The organism is Flavobacterium yafengii, assembly GCF_030010375.1.
Taxonomy (GTDB): Bacteria; Bacteroidota; Bacteroidia; order Flavobacteriales; family Flavobacteriaceae; genus Flavobacterium; species Flavobacterium yafengii.
The window spans coordinates 64,748-84,146 of the sequence record NZ_JASCRY010000001.1; the positions used below are offsets into that span (position 1 = coordinate 64,748).

At 34.3% G+C, this 19,399-nt stretch carries 15 protein-coding genes; 5 read left to right on the forward strand and 10 right to left on the reverse strand.

Translation table 11 applies throughout. The features are described 5' to 3' along the window. Positions 1-24 precede the first annotated feature (24 nt). The 3 genes from QLS97_RS00280 to QLS97_RS00290 are packed head-to-tail and all read right to left on the reverse strand — an operon-like array spanning position 25 to position 4,515. Positions 25-2,727, reverse strand: coding sequence for a carboxypeptidase-like regulatory domain-containing protein (locus QLS97_RS00280; protein WP_282713707.1), 2,703 nt, complete (start codon positions 2,725-2,727; stop codon positions 25-27). A gap of 37 nt (positions 2,728-2,764) precedes the next feature. Then, the gene (locus QLS97_RS00285; protein ID WP_282713708.1) at positions 2,765-3,604 is read right to left on the reverse strand and encodes a GLPGLI family protein; all 840 of its coding nucleotides are present in this window, start codon (positions 3,602-3,604) and stop codon (positions 2,765-2,767) included. 20 nt (positions 3,605-3,624) lie between these two features. After that, a complete protein-coding gene (locus tag QLS97_RS00290; protein WP_282713709.1) occupies positions 3,625-4,515 on the reverse strand; it encodes a GLPGLI family protein in 891 nt (296 codons plus the stop codon). Between the two features lie 114 nt (positions 4,516-4,629). Here QLS97_RS00290 and QLS97_RS00295 point away from each other — a divergent pair, with 114 nt between their 5' ends. Next, positions 4,630-5,421: a hypothetical protein gene (locus QLS97_RS00295; RefSeq protein ID WP_282713710.1), complete on the forward strand. Its 792-nt coding sequence runs from the start codon at positions 4,630-4,632 to the stop codon at positions 5,419-5,421. Continuing rightward, a complete protein-coding gene (locus QLS97_RS00300) occupies positions 5,421-6,035 on the forward strand; it encodes a deoxynucleoside kinase (RefSeq protein ID WP_282713711.1) in 615 nt (204 codons plus the stop codon). Before QLS97_RS00295 ends, QLS97_RS00300 begins: the two co-directional genes overlap by 1 nt. A gap of 96 nt (positions 6,036-6,131) precedes the next feature. Here the strand turns inward: QLS97_RS00300 and QLS97_RS00305 are convergent, their stop codons facing one another. Then, on the reverse strand, positions 6,132-8,765 hold the full coding sequence (locus QLS97_RS00305; protein ID WP_282713712.1) for a DEAD/DEAH box helicase: 2,634 nt from the start codon (positions 8,763-8,765) through the stop codon (positions 6,132-6,134). A gap of 2 nt (positions 8,766-8,767) precedes the next feature. After that, complete coding sequence (locus tag QLS97_RS00310; RefSeq protein ID WP_282713713.1) at positions 8,768-10,330, reverse strand: site-specific DNA-methyltransferase; 1,563 nt, start codon at positions 10,328-10,330, stop codon at positions 8,768-8,770. Positions 10,331-10,456: 126 nt separating this feature from the next. Between QLS97_RS00310 and QLS97_RS00315 the strand changes: the two genes are divergently transcribed. Genes QLS97_RS00315 through QLS97_RS00325 form a run of 3 tightly spaced genes read left to right on the forward strand, consistent with a single transcriptional unit; the run spans position 10,457 to position 11,822 of the window. Continuing rightward, the gene (locus QLS97_RS00315) at positions 10,457-10,681 is read left to right on the forward strand and encodes a helix-turn-helix domain-containing protein (protein ID WP_282713714.1); all 225 of its coding nucleotides are present in this window, start codon (positions 10,457-10,459) and stop codon (positions 10,679-10,681) included. Between the two features lie 57 nt (positions 10,682-10,738). Then, entirely contained in the window at positions 10,739-11,353 is a 615-nt protein-coding gene (locus tag QLS97_RS00320; RefSeq protein WP_282713715.1) for a Panacea domain-containing protein, read from the forward strand. A gap of 7 nt (positions 11,354-11,360) precedes the next feature. Further along, positions 11,361-11,822, forward strand: coding sequence for a hypothetical protein (locus QLS97_RS00325; RefSeq protein WP_282713716.1), 462 nt, complete (start codon positions 11,361-11,363; stop codon positions 11,820-11,822). Positions 11,823-11,876: 54 nt separating this feature from the next. Here QLS97_RS00325 and QLS97_RS00330 read toward each other — a convergent pair whose 3' ends face one another. The 5 genes from QLS97_RS00330 to QLS97_RS00350 form a co-directional block, all read right to left on the reverse strand. Next, a complete protein-coding gene (locus QLS97_RS00330) occupies positions 11,877-14,336 on the reverse strand; it encodes a sodium-translocating pyrophosphatase (protein ID WP_282713717.1) in 2,460 nt (819 codons plus the stop codon). Between the two features lie 107 nt (positions 14,337-14,443). Continuing rightward, positions 14,444-14,974: an inorganic diphosphatase gene (locus QLS97_RS00335; protein ID WP_282713718.1), complete on the reverse strand. Its 531-nt coding sequence runs from the start codon at positions 14,972-14,974 to the stop codon at positions 14,444-14,446. A 107-nt stretch (positions 14,975-15,081) separates the two neighbouring features. Next, positions 15,082-15,684: a DNA-3-methyladenine glycosylase family protein gene (locus QLS97_RS00340; RefSeq protein ID WP_282713719.1), complete on the reverse strand. Its 603-nt coding sequence runs from the start codon at positions 15,682-15,684 to the stop codon at positions 15,082-15,084. 99 nt (positions 15,685-15,783) lie between these two features. Continuing rightward, complete coding sequence (locus QLS97_RS00345) at positions 15,784-18,270, reverse strand: DUF5686 and carboxypeptidase-like regulatory domain-containing protein (RefSeq protein WP_282713720.1); 2,487 nt, start codon at positions 18,268-18,270, stop codon at positions 15,784-15,786. Positions 18,271-18,404: 134 nt separating this feature from the next. Then, complete coding sequence (locus QLS97_RS00350) at positions 18,405-19,385, reverse strand: pyruvate dehydrogenase complex E1 component subunit beta (RefSeq protein ID WP_091204253.1); 981 nt, start codon at positions 19,383-19,385, stop codon at positions 18,405-18,407. Between the last annotated feature and the right edge of the window lie 14 nt (positions 19,386-19,399).

Below are 19,399 nucleotides of genomic sequence, written 5' to 3' on the forward strand. Positions count from 1 at the left end.
GCTTTTTATCTTCTGGCAAATCTACTACAAGTTATACTTTAAAGAAAAAATCACATAGCGCGGTTGTACGGTATACTGTGAGGTTCTGGTGGCAAACTGGCTAAAGTTATCATCATTTAATGAGGTTGTGTTCAATAAATTAGTTCCGCTTACTTTATATTCTAACTTGCTGCCTTTCTTTTGATAAATTAAACTGGCGGTCAAGAAATCGTATTCATTATTGACCGTTTTAGTGTTGTTGTAGTAATGATAAAACTCATACTCCGCTACAAAAGAGAAACTGTTCAAGAAGAAATAATCCAGTTTAGCAAAGGGTTTTTCGGTGTAAAAAGTAGTATTGTTGTAATCGTTGGTTACAATATTATACCCCAGCTCCAGGTTAGGCATGTTTTTAAAATTCGTAGACGCTTTCAAAGTATAGTTTTGGGTAAAACTCTCGTTTGTTGACAGCACATTATTCTGGATGTTATTGAATTTAGACCAATTGAGAGAAGCTCCCAAAGAGGCTTTGTAATTCTTCAAAAAAGAACGTCCGTAAGAACCATTTCCTGACAGTGTTTCATCTGCAAAATCAGAATTAAAAGGAGATGACGTTTGATTGACTCCGTCGAATACGGCACGAGTTTTTATCGCATCGACTCTTTTCGAATACGTGGCAAAAGCAGTAATGTTCTCAAAATTGAACATGTTGTATTTAAAGTAACGCAATGAATGTACTTGTGCGGTGGCATTTTCTAAAAGTCGGTTTCCTCTGGTCAGGCTGTTATAATTTGACAAAATAAATCCTTCAGCCAGCTGATTAATATCGGTGAAATTATTGGTATATGAAAAATTATAGGTTAATGTTTCTGCTTTTTTGATTTGATAAATCGCTAAGAAATCAGGCAACGCTCTGAAGAAATTTTGGCTGTTACTGGTTCCTAATTGCTCATTTGTCATGTTGTAACTGTGTAAACTCACTCCTGGTGTAAACGTAAATTTTCCGCTTAAAATCTTATAATGCAATCCTAAAAACGTGTCATTAAAATTATAATTCACATCATTCGTATTCGTTACATCATTTAAATTATTGACTATTTCATTGTCTAAAATTTGGAAAATACTGGAATTGAAATTTTGATGGGAATACGTATTTCCTAACGTCACATTGATGTTACTTTTTGGGGTGACCATGTAATAATAATCCAGTTTAGCGTCTATCTTATTGGTTTTTACAAAGCGACTTTGATTGATACTATTTCTGTTTTGTCCAGTAACATATCCGGCCAAACTAAAAGGTTGAAATTTCAGATTCGCATTGTAAAAAGGATCCTCCTCTTGGTACAAATGTTGCATTTCGAAAGCAAAAATATTTTTATCGCTTTGCGTATAATACAAACTCAAGTTTTGATTCACTGAAATTGGCTCTTGTTTCTTTACCGTATTGATGTTTTCAAGTGCTACATTATTCCCTACAATAGATTCTCTTAAAAGTGAATTATTCTCATCTTGCTTGGACAATTTAGTCAAAATATCATAATCAAATTGAAGCCGCGCACTTGGTTTATAGCTGGAACTCAATTTGAATAATCCCAAATTGCTTTTTTGAGTTGCGGTTTCCTGACGATTTTCTGTAGAAAGAATTTCAGAAGAATTAGGCTGTAAAATATTCGTTTGTGACTTTGTTTCTAAATCCGTTAGTGAAGAGGACAGAATTCCAAAACCGCTTAAAGTCCACGCTTTATTTACATTGTAGGAGAAATTTGTAGCTCCAAATTTAGTCTCAATTTCCTTGGCTCTATTATTTCTTAAAAGCGAAATTCCTAAATCATTCGAAGACACATTAAAACTAGAACCGCCTTTTTGCATCATGCCTCTAAAACCGCCGGTGAATTTAAAATAATCCTGAACTGTCAATGGCAATTCCCCAATATTATTGAAATTCGTAATTAAATTGATGCTGTATTTTGGACTGTAATAAAACAATTTTGGGTTGATCAAATACCGACTTTCCTCGTGTGCAACTCCTATTCCTGCGGTCATATCTCCAAACCAGAAATTTTTCTTTCCTGATTTTAGTTTGATATTCATCGCAACATTATCCTGATTGTTCTCTACTCCTTTGAGCGCACCAATTTCGCTGTAGTTTCTCAATACTTGGATTTTATCAATGGCATCCGCCGGAATATTTTTGACGCCCAACTTCGTGTCGCCATCAAAAAAGTCTTTTCCTTCCACCATTAATTTGGACACTTTTTTTCCTTCGACTTCAATTTCGCCATCAGCGTTGACCTCAACTCCGGGTAATTTCTTGAGAATATCTTCCAGTTTCCGTTCTGTTCCGGATTTAAAAGAATCGGCATTATAAACAATAGTATCCCCTTTTATTGATACTGGCATTTCCCGAACAATTTCGACACCATCCAATTCAATTCCGCCTTCTTCCAATGCAATGTTTTTAATGCTATTTTCTGAAGTAGTGGTAATTTCCAGCTCTTTATTCTGCATTCCCAAATAACTAATTTTTAAGCTATACGCTGTATTTGGTTTTAGATTAAGAAGAAATTTTCCTTTGTCATTTGTTATGGCATAGGCATCCATTGCCTTTGTAGCTTTATTTACCGCCATTACATTGGCCATTTCGAGACCTGCAGCTTTTGAATCGGTGATGAGACCTTCAAATTTAATGGATTGAGCAAAGGAAAATGAAGTAATAAGAAAAAATAAAAAAAAATATTGTTTTTTCATTGATTGGGTTTATGGAATGGATAAAAAATACATTTTTTTAATGACTTGTTTGAAAAATGACATTTCCATCTTTGTCTTTCATACTGTCTAATTTTGCCTTTTCGATGGCATCAAATTCAGCCTGAGTGACTTTTTTGCTAGTATTCGGAACTTTAATTTTAGCAACTTCTTTGTTGCTCAAAGTTACTTTAGAACAAAGAATAATCACATCTTCTTCATTGATTTCTAAAATCAATCCTGGCAAACCCCAGTAGTTCAGAGGGCCAAGACTTACTGGTATTTCAGGAGCATACCATGCTGTTATTACTTTGTCTTTGGGTTCTTCCATAGGAAAAAGACTTATTTTATTCTCTTGTTTTTTTAGAAAATCTTGATATTCCTGCTTTTGTTTTTCAGTTACAGGAACAGTAACTTCTGCTTTATAACAAGAATAATCACCAATTTTTTTGGTTTCATTTACTAATATCCAATTTAACTTTTCAAGCGTATCAACGATTAGAAATTCTTTACCAAAAATCTCATCCTCTACAACTTTTGATTTGTCCTTGAGGTTTATGTATTTTTTTCCAACGCCTGAAAAAGTAACCTTAATAGACATTGTCGCATTCCCAACCTCAGGTTTTTCTAATTCTTCCATTTGTTCATATAGTCCTTCTTGTTTATTAAAAATAAATAAGTATTTTTTTTCAGAAGATTTTTTTAAAGCTTCCTGAATCATCTTATCAAATTCAACATCTTTTTCAATCTTACTATCGGAGTTTTTAACTTTTTGCTTTATGATTGTTTTCGAAAAATACTCCGCTTTACCCTGGAATTCTTGTGCGCTTACACCAAGTACTGCCAATAAACAAAACAAAACAATTGTAGATTTTTTCATGATTTTTATTTAAACCTTTATTATCCTCCAATTCTCATTCTCATTCCGCCATTTCCACCACGTCCTTGGTTCATGTCTCTGAACTCTTCCATTTTCTTCAATACGATTTCATCAAATTCTTTTTGAGTCGTTACTTTTCCTTTCGTTGCCGCTTTTATTTCGGTTTTAACTTTAGGATTCAGAACCACTTTCGAACATAAAATGACCGTTTTACCGTCATTTACTTCCAATATTAAACCTGGCAATCCCCAGTAATTTTCCGGCCCTTGATTCACTGGAATTTCCGGAGTATACCAAGCTGTAATTGTAACTTCTTTCGGCATATCCAACTCATCCAAAAGACTCGTTTTCTTGGCTGCATCCGCTGGTTTGGTGGTTGTGGCATCTTCTTTTTTGGGTCTAAAATTTCTAAAATCCGTTTTACTTGCAGGACGTACAGCAGTGGCTTTGAAACAATTGTAGCCACCAATAACACGGGTTTCACTTTCCATTTTCCATTGTAAATTAGGCAACGAATCTTTTACAAGAAACTCTTTTCCCATGAATTCTTTATCAACGGTATAGGATTTATCTTTTACATTTTTATAATACGTCCCGCCACTGCCAGTCATAGACATCATCATTCGCATTCCGCCACCACCTTGACCTGGAGTATCCAATTTTTCTTCTTCTTTATATATCGATGCCGATTTATCAAAATTAAGGATGAATGTCTTTTCGAACATCTTCTTCATTCTTTCCTCGATCATTTTTTGCATATCCGGAGTCATCTCCTTATTACCTTCCATTCGCGTTTTAAAATCGGAAGTACTTGTTTTCGATTCGTAAACTGCCATTCCTTGAAATTCCTGAGCGTGAAGTCCCATAAATGATGCAACTGCTAATACTAATGTGAAAATTACTTTATACATACTTTTGGATTTTAGTAAATAAGACTGAAAAATACTATTTTTGTTACAAGTATTCTGTTAAAATAATAGTAAGACACCCATAATTATAGAAGGTTTAATTGTAATTTCGCTTTCATGAAGAAAGTAATGCTATTGCTGTTTATCGCCTCGTTTTCAGTAATATTTGGTCAAGACCAAAAACTGACTCCCTTTAAAATTGACTTCATTCGTTTTGATGGAGATGCGTTTTTAGGATACGATTCTTTTGGTTTTTATTACACCATTAAAAACAATGTTTTTTCTAAAATTAATACGCGAGATACCTTAGAATATAAAAATATTTCTTTGGGAAAAATCACCAAAGTTGACTTGCAAAACCCGCTTAAAATTGTATTATTTTACGAAAATTTCAACACTGTTATCATTTTGGACAATCAATTGAATGAAACCCAAAAAATCAATTTTTCAGAAAGTATAATTCCTATTGTGGTTTCAGCAATTGGGATTGCTTCTCAAAATCAGTTGTGGATTTACAATAGCATGAATCAGCAACTGGGACTTTATGATTATTTAAACAATGACTACAAGACCATTTCAGTTCCTTTTACAGAAAGCATCAGGAATTATTCTTCAGATTTCAATGTCTTTCATTGGGTTGACAATAAAAACAACTGGTACGTATGTGACATTTTTGGAAAAATAAAAAGTAAGGGGATAATTCCTGATTTTGATTCCATTGTAATTATCAATGAGAGTCAGCTTATTTATTCCAAGGACGCTGTTTTGATTTTATATGATTTAGAAAAAGGAAAAAAAACTGAAATTGAAATTTCAGAAAAAACGTTTAAAAAATTCTATTACAAGGACCAAATTTTATCTATTTTTACATCAGCAGGAATTACAAATTATAAAATCACAATACCGTAATGCACATAGCAATAGCAGGAAATATAGGTTCCGGAAAAACAACTTTAACTCGATTACTAGCGAAACATTTTAAGTGGGAACCACATTTTGAAGATGTAGTTGACAATCCATACTTGGATGATTTTTACCATCAAATGGAACGTTGGTCGTTTAATTTACAAATTTATTTCTTGAATAGTCGTTTCCGTCAGGTGATGCAAATCCGCGAAAGCGGTAAAAAAATCATTCAGGACCGAACTATTTATGAAGATGCGCATATTTTTGCTCCTAACTTATATGCAATGGGCTTAATGACCAATCGCGATTTCCAGAATTATTCTTCTCTTTTTGAATTAATGGAATCTACGGTTAAAGCACCCGATTTATTGATTTATTTAAGAAGTTCTATCCCTAATTTAGTCGGACAAATACACAAACGCGGTCGTGAATACGAAAACTCAATTTCTATTGATTATTTGAGTCGCTTGAACGAAAGATATGAAGGCTGGATTCAAACCTACGACAAAGGAAAATTAATGATTATTGATGTTGATAACATCAATTTTGTTGACAATCCAGAAGATTTAGGAAGTATTTTTAACCGTATCGACGCAGAATTGAACGGATTATTTTAGAATCCTCTCCCCAACCCTTTCCGAAGGAAACTAAACATAAAAACAAAAATGCCTCACAATTGCGAGGCATTTTTTATTACAAAGATTTCCAAAAATCTACATCTGTTTTATTAAGCTTATTGCCTTCTCTAAATTATAAGCGCCATAAATTGCGTTTTTATCAAAAACCATCATATAATTATAATTAGATCCAGAAAGACGAGCCCAAGATTTCCCCAGCCTTAACTTTGCTGCGGTATCCGGATTATTTAAATGAGAACCTTTGGTTTCAACAACGATTACTTTATTAGTTTTAGTTACCAAAATAAAATCAGGATAATGATTCGATTTATAACCATTCAAAGAGAATCCTTTACCTCTTCCTAAATTACGATGCCAAAAAGCAATATTTGATGAACTGGAAATTTCCAAAATAAATTGTTCTTCTAATCCGTTCATATCTCCTTCGTGAACATACAATGAATTACCAATGTCATTCCCAATTCTTGGCGGAATTATGGCTGTTTCAAATTTCCAAGTGGGTTGCGTTTTAATTTTAGGGATTTCGAGCCAATCATTAAACTTCTCTTCTGCATAAATATCGGCTAATTGATTAATTTTTTCCTTAATCGAATCAGAATAAGTTAGTTTATATTGATTGAAATCTATCAACTCTTGTGCGGACATATTCTCTAAAATTCTATTAACGTATTTCTTAATTTCATTATCGGCAATAGGTGGTAATTTATCAATTTGCTTGACTGTAAAATGTGCTAAATCTTTAATTTGTCCTTCCTTAGGTTTAGCTAAAATGTATTCCGTCATTTTTTCCTGAACTACACTTTCTATTTTGAACGAAACCATTTTATAACCGCCATCATTCGTTTTTTCAGTATCAATTTTATATAAATCCGAAGAAATACTTTTAAAAGGAATTTGAATATCTTTATCTGAAAGCTTAAAGTCTTTCAAAAGATTCACCCTGTCTAACAATTGTGTGTCACCTTGTTCCATTAAGAGAAATTCATTTTGAGGAACTTCAACTACAAATTTTGGCAATACAATTGCTGAAGCTTGTTCAGCCACACTTTCCCGCATTTTATATTGTTTCACTTTCATACCAACCTCTGAATATATTTGTTGAACGGTGTTTGAGTTTTCTTGATTGGCAATTTGAATCTCCATTTTTAGACTATCTTCAATTGCCATTTTTTCCATTTCAAATACAGCAATATTAGGAGAGTTGATAATTTCATTGGGATTGAAATGAATTTTTTGAACATCAATCACACCTTCTTCTACAACTTCTATCTGCTCAGGAAAAAAGAAATTATCTAATGTTTCTTGCTTCACTTCTTCTTTTACAAATTCTGGCATTATATCTTTTTCACGATAATCTTTTTCGCTAAAACCTGATTGCTGCAAACCTTTGATGATATTTTGCAAAGTGTTTTGAAACTTTACCGAAGCCGTAATTACATACGATAAATTTAGCATCGTGCTGTTATGTTTCATCACGTAAGGCTGACGTAAAACACGACCCAAAATCTGTGTAACATCAACTTCCGAAGATTTATCAGCCAAAGAAGCCAAGATATAAGCAAACGGACAATCCCATCCTTCTTTCAACGCATTGATCGTAATGATGTAACGAACAGGACAATCCGCACTCATTAAATCTACGTTTTTCAACTCGTCTTTATTGGCAGTTTTGATTTTTATCTGTTCTTCAGGAATTCCAACAGCAATCAATTGGGCTTTCAATTTGTCAAAAGTCGTATTATCTTCTTTTCCTTTGGGTTGTGCCTGAAACAAAACTATTGGACGAATGTACTTTCCTCCATTTTCTTCCAAAATTTTAGCTTCTGTTTCTAATTTGTTTTGCAAATGCAACGCACTTTCTATAACGCCTTCAATGTTTTGATGATTGTAAACAATAACCGGCAACTTTACCATGTGTTCTTTTTTGAGTTCAATAGCAGAAACTAAACTCACAATATTGGCATTCTGTTTAGGAGTTGCTGTCAAATCCAAAATAAAACTCGGGTTGAGATTATTCAACATTTCAACACTCAAATCACTTTCGGCATTGTGACTTTCATCGACGACCAAAATTGGATTTAAACTTCTAATAACATTAATTAACGCTTCTTTTTCAGTACCTTCTAAAACAATTTCATCATCAATCAAATCTGAAAAACTGGATAAATTAGAATTTTGCTCATTAAATTTTCTGTCCTCTTTATTCTTGGCTCTTATGGATGCAAAATTCACCACCATTATGCTCAATTGTTCTTGAACCGATGATGGATTGAAATTAGCTCCTTGCAATAAATCTCGTTTTTCATACACTTGAACTCGGTGATTGAACAATGAGTTCAGTTTCTGACAATACGGATGATCGGGATTAGAAAGATTTCGTACCGTTTGATCTAATAAATTGCTCCAAGGTACCAACCAAACAACTGCTCTTGCCTTAGTTTCTGGCATTGCATCAAAAACAGTTTTCAATGCATTGCAGGCAATAAAGGTTTTTCCTCCAGCGGTTGGCACTTTTATGCTCAAATGAACGGCATTTGGAACGGTATTTTGATACGGACGCATTCCTTCACCAGTTAATGGATTGAAGAAACCCACTTTTTCCTGCCAAAAAGAATTGAAAGCTTTATCTGCTTTTTTATAGTTTTGCAAATACTCGAAATACTGTTGCAAATCGTCTATAACTTGCTTTTGATAGGTTTTTAGTTCCATAGTTAAAAACGAGTTATATCTCTCGGAATTTTCTTGAATTCAATATTTTTGGCTCTCATAAAAGTTTCCGGCAACAAGCAATTATCGGCATAAATAATATAGCGCTCTGCTTTTTGTTGAACGTAATCTGCTAAAGATTCATAATCCAATGTTGTCAGACTGTCTTTTTCATAGATAAAATAGTAAGCAGTGTCGTTGTGAATACCTAAGTAAACCTTTCCCGTTCTGGCTCCCTCCCCTTCGGGGAGGGCTGGGGTGGGGATTCGAGTTTCAGTAAACCAAACATATTCCCTAATTTTCTCTATGCCAACCGTTTCGTTTAGATTGTTATGTTCGTCAAATAAAGGTTCTCCCAAAGTATAATAATCAAAACTGCCACCTGTTCCTTCTTTATCGGCATAACCATTGATGACTCTTTTGACACGCTCGGCAGTAATAGTTTCAGCATAATCCTCCATTTCTATCAAAATAAACTTGCGATAGCCTCCGTCTTGTTTGTTAAGGCTTAAAACGGCATGGGCTGTCGTTCCTGAACCTGCGAAACTGTCTAGGATTATTGAGTTTTTATTAGTTGAAAATGATAATAGATATTTTATTAGAGTGTACGGCTTAGGGAAATCAAAAATTCTTTTTCCAAAAATATTTGTAATATTTACTGAAGCTTGTTGATTCGAACCTACTTCAATCCCTAAATTATCATTTGGTATTTGGCCTTCGGTGCTTTCTAAATAAAGTTTTCCATAAGGAGTTTCCATTTTACCAGATGCCCAATAAAGTTTGTCTTCTTCTTCAAGTTTTCTAAACTTTTCCTCTTTTATCATCCATGGACCATTGAGTATATTCCCATTAGGAGTAATAACATTAAAATAATTTTTCCCTCTTGTTTTGTGAAATAAAATATCTCGTCTAAAATTCCCTTTGTTGTCAATATATCTATACTCTTTCTTTGCTTTATCTGTTAAAGAAACCTTACTAAAACTAATTGAGTTCTTATTTCTTGCATAAGTTATTATATACTCTTTAACGTTAGCTATTTGCCCTATATTTGCTTGATTATCTGTTTTTCTCCATGAAATTTGAGAAATGAAATTACCTCCACCAAAAATCTCATCCATTATTAATTTAAGATTAGCCTGTTCATTATCATCGATAGAAATAAAAATGGCTCCATCTTTTGCCAATAATTTATGAAGTAGTTTCAACCGTGGATACATCATACACAACCATTTATCATGTCGAGTTAAATCTTCACTTTCCTTACCAACAACTTTCCCTAACCATTTTTTAATCTTCGGAGAATTCACATTGTCATTATATACCCAGCTTTCGTTTCCTGTATTGTATGGTGGATCGATGTAAATGCAGTTTACTTTTCCTTCGTATTTGGGTAATAAAGATTTCAACGCTTCAAGGTTATCCCCATTGATAATAAGGTTTCCAGAATCGGTTATAGTATTGGTTTTTTCATTTTCAGAGAAACCATATTCGTGATCAAGGACTTTATAGGGAACTTCTTGATGATGATTGATAATTTTGTCTTTACCAATCCAGTTTAGTGTAGGCATTCTTAATTAATTTTTTCAAATATAATTAAATAATCGGTCGTAAACAATCTGATTTTTGCAATCACTTTTATTTAATCGGACGAAAGTAACTTTCCAATTATGGAAAAAAGAGTTCGGAAATCGGAAATGAAACAAGAAATTTTTCTTTTAGGGAATCGTATAGAGGAAATTATCAAAGAAAAAGGTTTGAAGACTAGGGAAGTTGCCCACGATGCTGATATGGACGTGGAGAATTTAAGAAAGTACATTAAAGGAAAACAAGAAATGAAAGTGGGAACTATGCTAAAGATTGCATTCGCATTAAATGTTGATCCTGTCGAATTAATCAAAGATTTAAAAATCAGCAAATAAACCGTACATTTGCAGTCCCTTAACAAAGAATATTGAAATATTTCTTTATATTTACGTATGTTTAGAAGAATAAATAACGATAAAATCAGCAATGTTTTAAATTATTTTGCGTCACAGATAGACTATTTATCTATGACCAAAACGTTGAAACTATTGTACATTCTGGACGAAACTTCCATTAAGGAAACTGGTACTCCTGTAACTTGGTTAGATTATAAAGTTTGGGAAAACGGTCCAGTTGCCATAGATGTTTATAATGAAATCAAACATCAAGAAGTCTTTTGTTATCAGGGAAAAGAATTGTCATTACTACATTCCATTCAACTAGAAAAAAAATTCAATACTGATCGAAACTCTGAAGAGGTTTTTTTAAAACCTAAGGGTAATTTTGACGAAACCATTTTTAATAGATATGAATTAAATCTATTAGAAACCATAGTTTTTAAATATGGAAATTGGAATGCAACAGAGTTGATTAACTTTCTACACGAAGAAGGTTCACTTTGGCACAAAATGGTTTCCGAACATAATTTAATCAATCATTTTCAGCAAATAGGAAAAAGAACCAATCACTCGATTGAATTTAATGATTTATTGGAAGACAATCCTGTTTTACAAATGGCTGCGAAATCTTCTTTTGAAGCTTTATCTTTTCAGGAAAGCATAAGCTAGATTTGATATGCTTGACGAAATTTTACAACAAGGACATTTAGTTTTGATTGAAGACTATCAATTTCAGGATGGTAATGGCAGTAAAGACAAATTTCTGATTGTATTAAATCGTAATGATGAGTTTGCTTATATCATTCATACTTTAACAACATCACAAAACAAATTAAGTTTACCTTCTGATAATTTTGGCTGTTTAGTTACTGAAAACATTCCTTACTTTTTTATTCAAAAAAACACTGCATTAGGAGAAAATCAATTTAGTTTTGATAAAGACACATTTATATTTTTCAGAAATAATGTCCGCAAAGAAAATTTAGCTTCTTTCCTGAAATATGACGAAAGTAACATCGTTTTAAAAGAAAAATTACCAAAACAATTTTTAAAAAGACTTTTAAAATGCATGCTAAAATCTAACTTTATCGACCTAAATATTGAAAAAGAATTAATCAAAATTAAGGATCAACTTTAAAATTAAAAATGCCCCGCAATCGCGAGGCATTTTTAATTTATAGTTTTCAGCTGATTATTTCAAAGAGTCTATTTGAGTTTGAACTTCTTCATCAGTTCCTTCAAATTTTTGAATAGTAACTTTCCCGTTAATACTTGTTTTAATAGTAGCTTTTACTTTTCCATCAACATTTGTTTTTTCAATAGAAACTTCTTTGGAAACCATTTCAGTTACTGTTCCAGAAGTATTCATAAATTTACATGTTTTACTGTCACATCCTTTTGCGAGACATTCTTCTTTAGACATTGAAGCACACATTTCAGTCGAAGCACAACAAGCTGCTTTACCAGAAATTGTATGACTTCCGTTTCCTAAAATTGGAGCAATTACCAAACCTATCAAACACGTCAATTTAATCAAAATATTCATTGATGGTCCAGATGTATCTTTGAACGGATCACCAACAGTATCTCCAGTTACCGCCGCTTTGTGCGCATCAGAACCTTTATATGTCATTTCACCATTAATCATAACCCCTGCTTCAAAAGATTTCTTAGCATTGTCCCAAGCACCTCCGGCATTGTTTTGAAAAACAGCCCAAAGTACACCAGAAACGGTAACTCCAGCCATATACCCTCCCAGCATTTCGGCAATTAATTGATTGTTATCCGCGTACACTAATTTCCCTAATAAAACAATCGCAATTGGAAAACCAATAGTCAAAATACCCGGCAACATCATTTCGCGCAAAGCAGCTTTGGTAGAAATATCGACACATTTTGCATATTCCGGTTTTCCGGTTCCTTCCATAATTCCAGGAATTTCCCTGAACTGACGGCGTACTTCATACACCATATCCATCGCGGCTTTCCCAACAGAATTCATGGCCAAAGCAGAGAAAACTACCGGTATCATTCCGCCTACAAATAACATTGCTAAAACAGGCGCTTTGAAAATATTGATTCCGTCAATTCCCGTAAACGTTACATAAGCAGCGAATAAAGCCAGTGACGTTAATGCCGCCGAAGCGATAGCAAATCCTTTTCCAGTTGCTGCAGTTGTATTTCCTACAGAATCCAAAATATCGGTTCTCGTACGTACTTCTTTTGGTAACTCACTCATTTCGGCAATTCCACCGGCATTATCCGATATGGGTCCGAAGGCATCGATTGCCAGTTGCATTGCCGTTGTTGCCATCATCGCTGAAGCTGCCAACGCCACACCATAAAATCCAGCAAAAGCATACGAAGTCCAAATCGCAGCAGCAAATAACAATACCGTTGGAAATGTAGAAATCATCCCTGTTGCTAATCCTGCAATTACGTTTGTTCCAGCTCCCGTACTTGATTTTTGTACAATTGCCATAACTGGTTTTGTCCCCAATCCTGTGTAATATTCCGTAACAGATGAGATAACGGCTCCAACCACTAATCCGACGATTGTAGCATAGAAAACGCGCATTGATGAAATTTCTTTAGTCCCTTCGCCGAAGAAATCCATTTTCATCGTTTCTGGCAACATATATTGTACTAAAAAGAAACAAGCGATAGCTGTTAAAATAATTGAAACCCAGTTTCCTATATTCAATGCTTTTTGAACTTGTGCTTCTTTTGCATTATCATCTGTAATTTTTACTAACATCGTCCCGATAATAGAGAATAAAATTCCAAAACCTGCGATTGCCATTGGTAATAAAATAGGTCCTATTCCGCCAAAAGCATCTTGAATATTTCCGCCCATGTCTTTGATTACATAATTCCCAAGAACCATCGCCGCTAAAACAGTCGCTACATAAGAACCAAATAAATCGGCTCCCATTCCGGCAACATCTCCCACATTATCCCCTACGTTATCTGCAATTGTAGCCGGATTACGAGGATCATCCTCTGGAATTCCAGCTTCTACTTTTCCCACTAAATCAGCACCAACATCGGCAGCTTTTGTATAAATTCCACCACCAACTCTGGCAAACAAAGCGATAGATTCTGCTCCAAGAGAAAATCCGGCTAATGTTTCTAGTACAATGGTCATGTCTTCTGTTGAAGTCCAAACTCCATTCATAAAAAAGTGAAAGAAGAAAATAAAGAAAGTAGTCAATCCTAAAACGGCTAAACCCGCAACTCCTAATCCCATTACGGTTCCGCCACCAAAAGAAACTTTCAAGGCTTGCGGCAAACTAGTACGTGCGGCCTGTGTGGTTCTTACATTTGTTTTTGTTGCTATTTTCATTCCCATATTTCCCGCTAAAGCAGAGAAGAAAGCTCCAAAAATAAAAGCAACTACTATTAATATATGTGTAGTAGGAACGATAAATGAAATTCCTGCTAAAACAACACTTGCTCCAATTACAAAGAAAGTCAATAACCTATATTCTGCTTTCAAGAAAGCCAAGGCTCCTTCGTAGATGTAATCTGAAATCTCTTTCATCTTACCGTCACCCGGATCTTGTTTTAAAACCCATGCACGTTTTGTAAACATAAATGCCAGTCCAATAAATGCCATGGCTATTGGCAAATAAATCATTATTGTATTCATAATTTTGGTTTGGTTTTTGGTTAAAATTAATAATGTAACAAAACGAATTTAAACAAAAAAGCAACACTCTTAACAGAATGTTGCTTTTTTTATAAAAATTATAGAAGTTATTTAATACTAAATAATCCTTCTGGCTTGTTCTCAATTTGATTAAAACGATCCGTACACTCTTTAATAATAGCATACGCTTCATTTACATCTCCCCAACCTTCAACATCCACTTGTTTGTTTTCAAGATCTTTGTACACTTGAAAGAAATGTTCAATCTCTTTTAATAAGTGTGGATTAATATCTGACAGGTTTTCCAATGAATTCCAGATTGGATCTGAAACCGGTACACAGATTACTTTTTCATCCGGTCCTTTATCATCTGCCATGTGGAAAACACCAATAGGTTTTACTTCCATTACACATCCAGGAAAAGTTGGTTCAGTTACCAAAACCAAAACATCTAATGGATCTCCATCTAATGCTAATGTTTCCGGGATAAATCCGTAATCAGCCGGATACATCATCGAAGAGAATAACATTCTGTCAAAACGCATTCTTTTTATTTCGAAATCATATTCGTATTTATTTCTACTTCCTCTTGGTATTTCGATTAAGACATCGAAAGTTGTTAATTTGTCTGCAGTCATTTTAGTTTTTTCTTTTCTATATTTATGGGTGCAAAAGTAAGGAAAGTATCCCTTTTTACAATAAAAAATTCATGTTATCTCTTGATTAAATTTTAACAGTGAGTACTTTAGTAAACCACTGTCCTATTTCGTTTCTTTAAATAATGATGCCACAAAAGATAGGTTGCATAAGAACGATACGGACTCCATTGTATTGCATGAATTTCCATGGCGTCTTTATCGTGAATATCCAGCAATTCCTTTATGGTATTTACGACCGCAATATCTCCTAATGGCAATAAATCTGGGGATTGCAAACAAAACATTAAGTAAATATCGATGGTCCAGTTTCCTATTCCTTTGATTTTGATGAGTTCTTCGCGCACTTGCTGAGCCGTTTTCGTTGGCAAACTTTCTAAATCAAGATCTTTATTTAATAGCGCTGTCGCCAAAGCTTTGATATAAGACGTTTTTTGTCGGCTTACGCCAAGATTCCTAAATTCCTCGTCTGATACGTGAAGAAGAATTTCCGGTGCTATGGCTTTTTGACTGCCTTTTATTTTTAAAAAAGTGGCTTTGGCGGAATCTATAGATACTTGTTGTTCCAAAATCAACAATACCAAAGTCTCAAAACCTTGTGGTCGTTTGGGAATGGTTGGCATTCCGTATTGTTCAATAATAGCTTTGAAAATAGTGTCTTTTTCTAAAAGATAGTCGATGGCTTCTTGCATAATCTAATATTTTTTTAGCCCGGATGGAAACGGCATCCTTTTTATAAGGCGATTTTTATTCGCCTTATAAAAAGATATAGTGAACAGCCGGAATAGCTCCTAAAAATTAAACCCAAACGATCCTTTTACAGTAAAACGATTTGTATCCGGCGTGTTGAGATAATTGCCTCGCCAAGCGAAATCGATACGGAATACTTTGAAGATATTCCCAATTCCGGCGCTATATTCCCAATACACTTTTTCGGGCGCATTATAAATTAAACCCGAGGCATTAATTGCTCTATTTTCATCAGAAATGGTTCCATAAACCCCTTTCACGGATACAATTTCCCTCCAATTGAGTTTGCGCATAAACGGAATTCTAGAAAAAAGACGACCATTGAAATTGTGATTCCATTGCAAAGTAGCATACTGGTCTGACACAAATTCATAGAAATTAAGATTACTGAACGTGTTTTCGATGGTGAAATAGGTTTGATTCCCAGGAATAACACTCAGTAATCCTAACGGCACTTTCCCGAAGGTTTTCCCCACTTCCATAATAATATTCGTTCTTCCTAAAGGTCCAATTATTATAGGTTGTTTGTAATACAATTGAAATTTGTCATATTTGAAATCGCTGTTTAATAGCCCTTTGAATCCATGACTGTAATTTACAAAAAAGCGACTGAACGGACTGTCAACATTGCTTCTTTCTACTCCAAAACCTATGGTTTTTCGCTTGGGCGAATATTCGATCTGAAAGTTCGCTTCGGATTGCTTCACATCACTTTTAGTAACTAAATTGGCTATATCCGTATAATAATCCAAGCTAAAAGTAGGCGATGCCGACGCCAGTGTACGGTACGAAATACCGGCCTGAAACGTTACGTTTTTTATGGGTTCTATTTCTATGGCCATATTGGTCAAATTGATATTGGTCAATTTCCCATTGCTGCCAGATGAAAACACAGAGGACGAAGCAAAACTTCGGCCTAAAACATCATTTGTGGTAGTCAAACTAGCGCCTATTTGTTCTATGTCACGCCTATTTCCTCCGGATAAAATGATGCGATTTTTCTTGTCGACCATCCATTTCCCGGAAATTCCATATTTGAATTTATCATCGTCAAATCCATACGCCGTGTAGGCTTGAATACGCCAAGGATCATTAGGTCCAAAATAGGTTCTTCCTCCTACTCGCAACCGCACACCTTCTACCTCATTGTACCCAAATGTGGAAAAAACAGGCCCATAATCGAAGTTTTTAAACTCAACATAACCGCTTCCAAGTATGGAAACCAAGCTATACAATTGTTTGAATTTATTTACGGTTTGCAACGTATCCAGCATTTTATAAACGCCCAATTCATCCTTGCTTAGGTTTTCGAAACGGTTTTCATTCCAATATTCATCCGATTTATTGTAGACTTCGTCATCCATATAATTGACCTCATCTTTATAAAAAGCTACTGGTAGCTCTTTATTGAATTGATGATTTCTATAAAAACTGGTTCGTTTCCCGTAAACTCCTTTAGAATTTTCTTTTTTGTTTAAAGCAAAGTCAGACATTAGATAATCCTTGGTCAATAAGAAAACAGAATCACTGACCACTTCAAATTCCTGCTCTAAGTAAATATCTTTTACCCAGTTGATATTGGCGCTTTTCGTAACTGCCATATTGATTTTCTTGATGGCAAATGTGGAATCATTCACCCAAAAATCTCCTTTGAAAGTCAATTCGTTTTTTCGCCTTGGATAAAAAACAATATTATAACACCATTTTTTATCTATATACGCACTGTCTTTCAACACATAATTATAGACATCAATCCCCGTTTTAGATAATGGACTGGTAAAGCTTTTGTCAAAAAAAGTCAAGTAATTGTTGTAGATATTGTAATCCGAATACAAGTCTTTTACAAAAGTTAAAATTTGTTGATTCCCATTGAAACCAGACGTTTTATTGGCTTTTATTTTCTCTTTTACCTTCTTTAATTTATTATCTCCATAAACATCATTTAGTGATTCATTTATAAAAATAGGCAAATAGGTTTTCCCAGTTACTCTGGAAGTATCCATTTGATCGAATATAAACTCCATTCCTTTGAAAAGCTTGCTTTTCATGAAAGCGCTGTCAATAGAATTCATGTCAAATTCTATTTTTTCATACTTTTCCATCTGGTATTGGTCAAACAAATAGAGTCCGTTTTTGCGTTTTCTTTCCCAAATTTTTCTGAGAATGTCTAGTGCAGGATTATTTTTTTTAGACGTTTTACCGGCAAAAACAACTACTTCACTCAAACTTTCGGCTTCGCTTAACTGAATTTTGAAATTATAATTTACAAGTTTGTCCAAAATAATTTCTTTCTCAGAAAAACCTACTGAAGATATCAGCAAAATGGAGTATGATTTTTGGGATTCGAGGTAAAACTTACCGTCTTCATTAGTCACAATCCCTTCACTGGAGCCTTTAAAAACCACATTTGCAAAAGGAATAGGCTGATTTGATTTGTCTACCACAATACCGCTCACTTTAGTTTGTGCAAAAACTGCGCTTGCAGAAACCAATAGAAAAAACAAGAGAAATAAGAGATTCTTTTTCATAATCATTCAAAAAAAAAACTTCATCAAATAAATAATTGATGAAGTTTCAAATATAGGTATTTAGACATCTCGATTATTTGAAATTTAGACCGTCGACTGTTAAAGTTTATCTAAAAATCAAAATCTAAAAAAATCTATTTTTTATACATTACTTTTTTAACCGCTTTTACCACATCACCTGCATTTGGCAACCATTCTTTCAGTAATACTGGAGAGTAAGGCGCTGGAGTATCTGCAGTTGTGATACGTTGAATAGGCGCATCCAAGAAATCAAAAGCACGTTCTTGAACAATATAGGTAATTTCAGAAGCAACACTTGCAAAAGGCCAAGCTTCTTCAAGAACCACCAACCTGTTTGTTTTTTTAACCGATGTTAAAATCGTCTCATAATCCATAGGACGTACGGTTCTCAAATCGATAATTTCACAAGAAATTCCTTCTTTGGCTAATTCGTCAGCAGCAATATGCGCTTCTTTGATAATTTTTCCAAAAGAAACGATAGTCACATCAGTACCTTCACGTTTGATATCAGCAACTCCAAGTGGTATTGTATATTCACCATCTGGCACTTCCCCTTTATCACCATACATTTGTTCTGATTCCATGAAAATCACAGGATCATTATCACGAATGGCTGCTTTCAACAATCCTTTTGCATCATAAACCGTAGATGGAACTACCACTTTAAGACCCGGAGTGTTCGCAAACCAGTTTTCTAATGCTTGTGAGTGAGTCGCTCCTAATTGTCCTGCCGAAGCTGTTGGACCACGAAAAACGATTGGCACATTAAATTGTCCACCAGTCATCTGACGCATTTTGGCAGCGTTATTTATAATTTGGTCAATCCCTACTAAACAGAAATTGAATGTCATATATTCTACAATCGGTCTGCATCCGTTCATTGCTGATCCTACTGCAATACCAGTAAAACCAAGCTCTGCAATAGGAGTATCTATAACTCTTTTCTCGCCAAATTCAGCAAGCATTCCTTTAGATGCTTTGTAGGCACCATTGTATTCTGCAACTTCTTCACCCATTAAGTATATGGACTCATCGTGACGCATTTCTTCGCTCATCGCTTCGCAAATGGCCTCTCTAAATTGTATCGTTCTCATATTATATGTTGTAT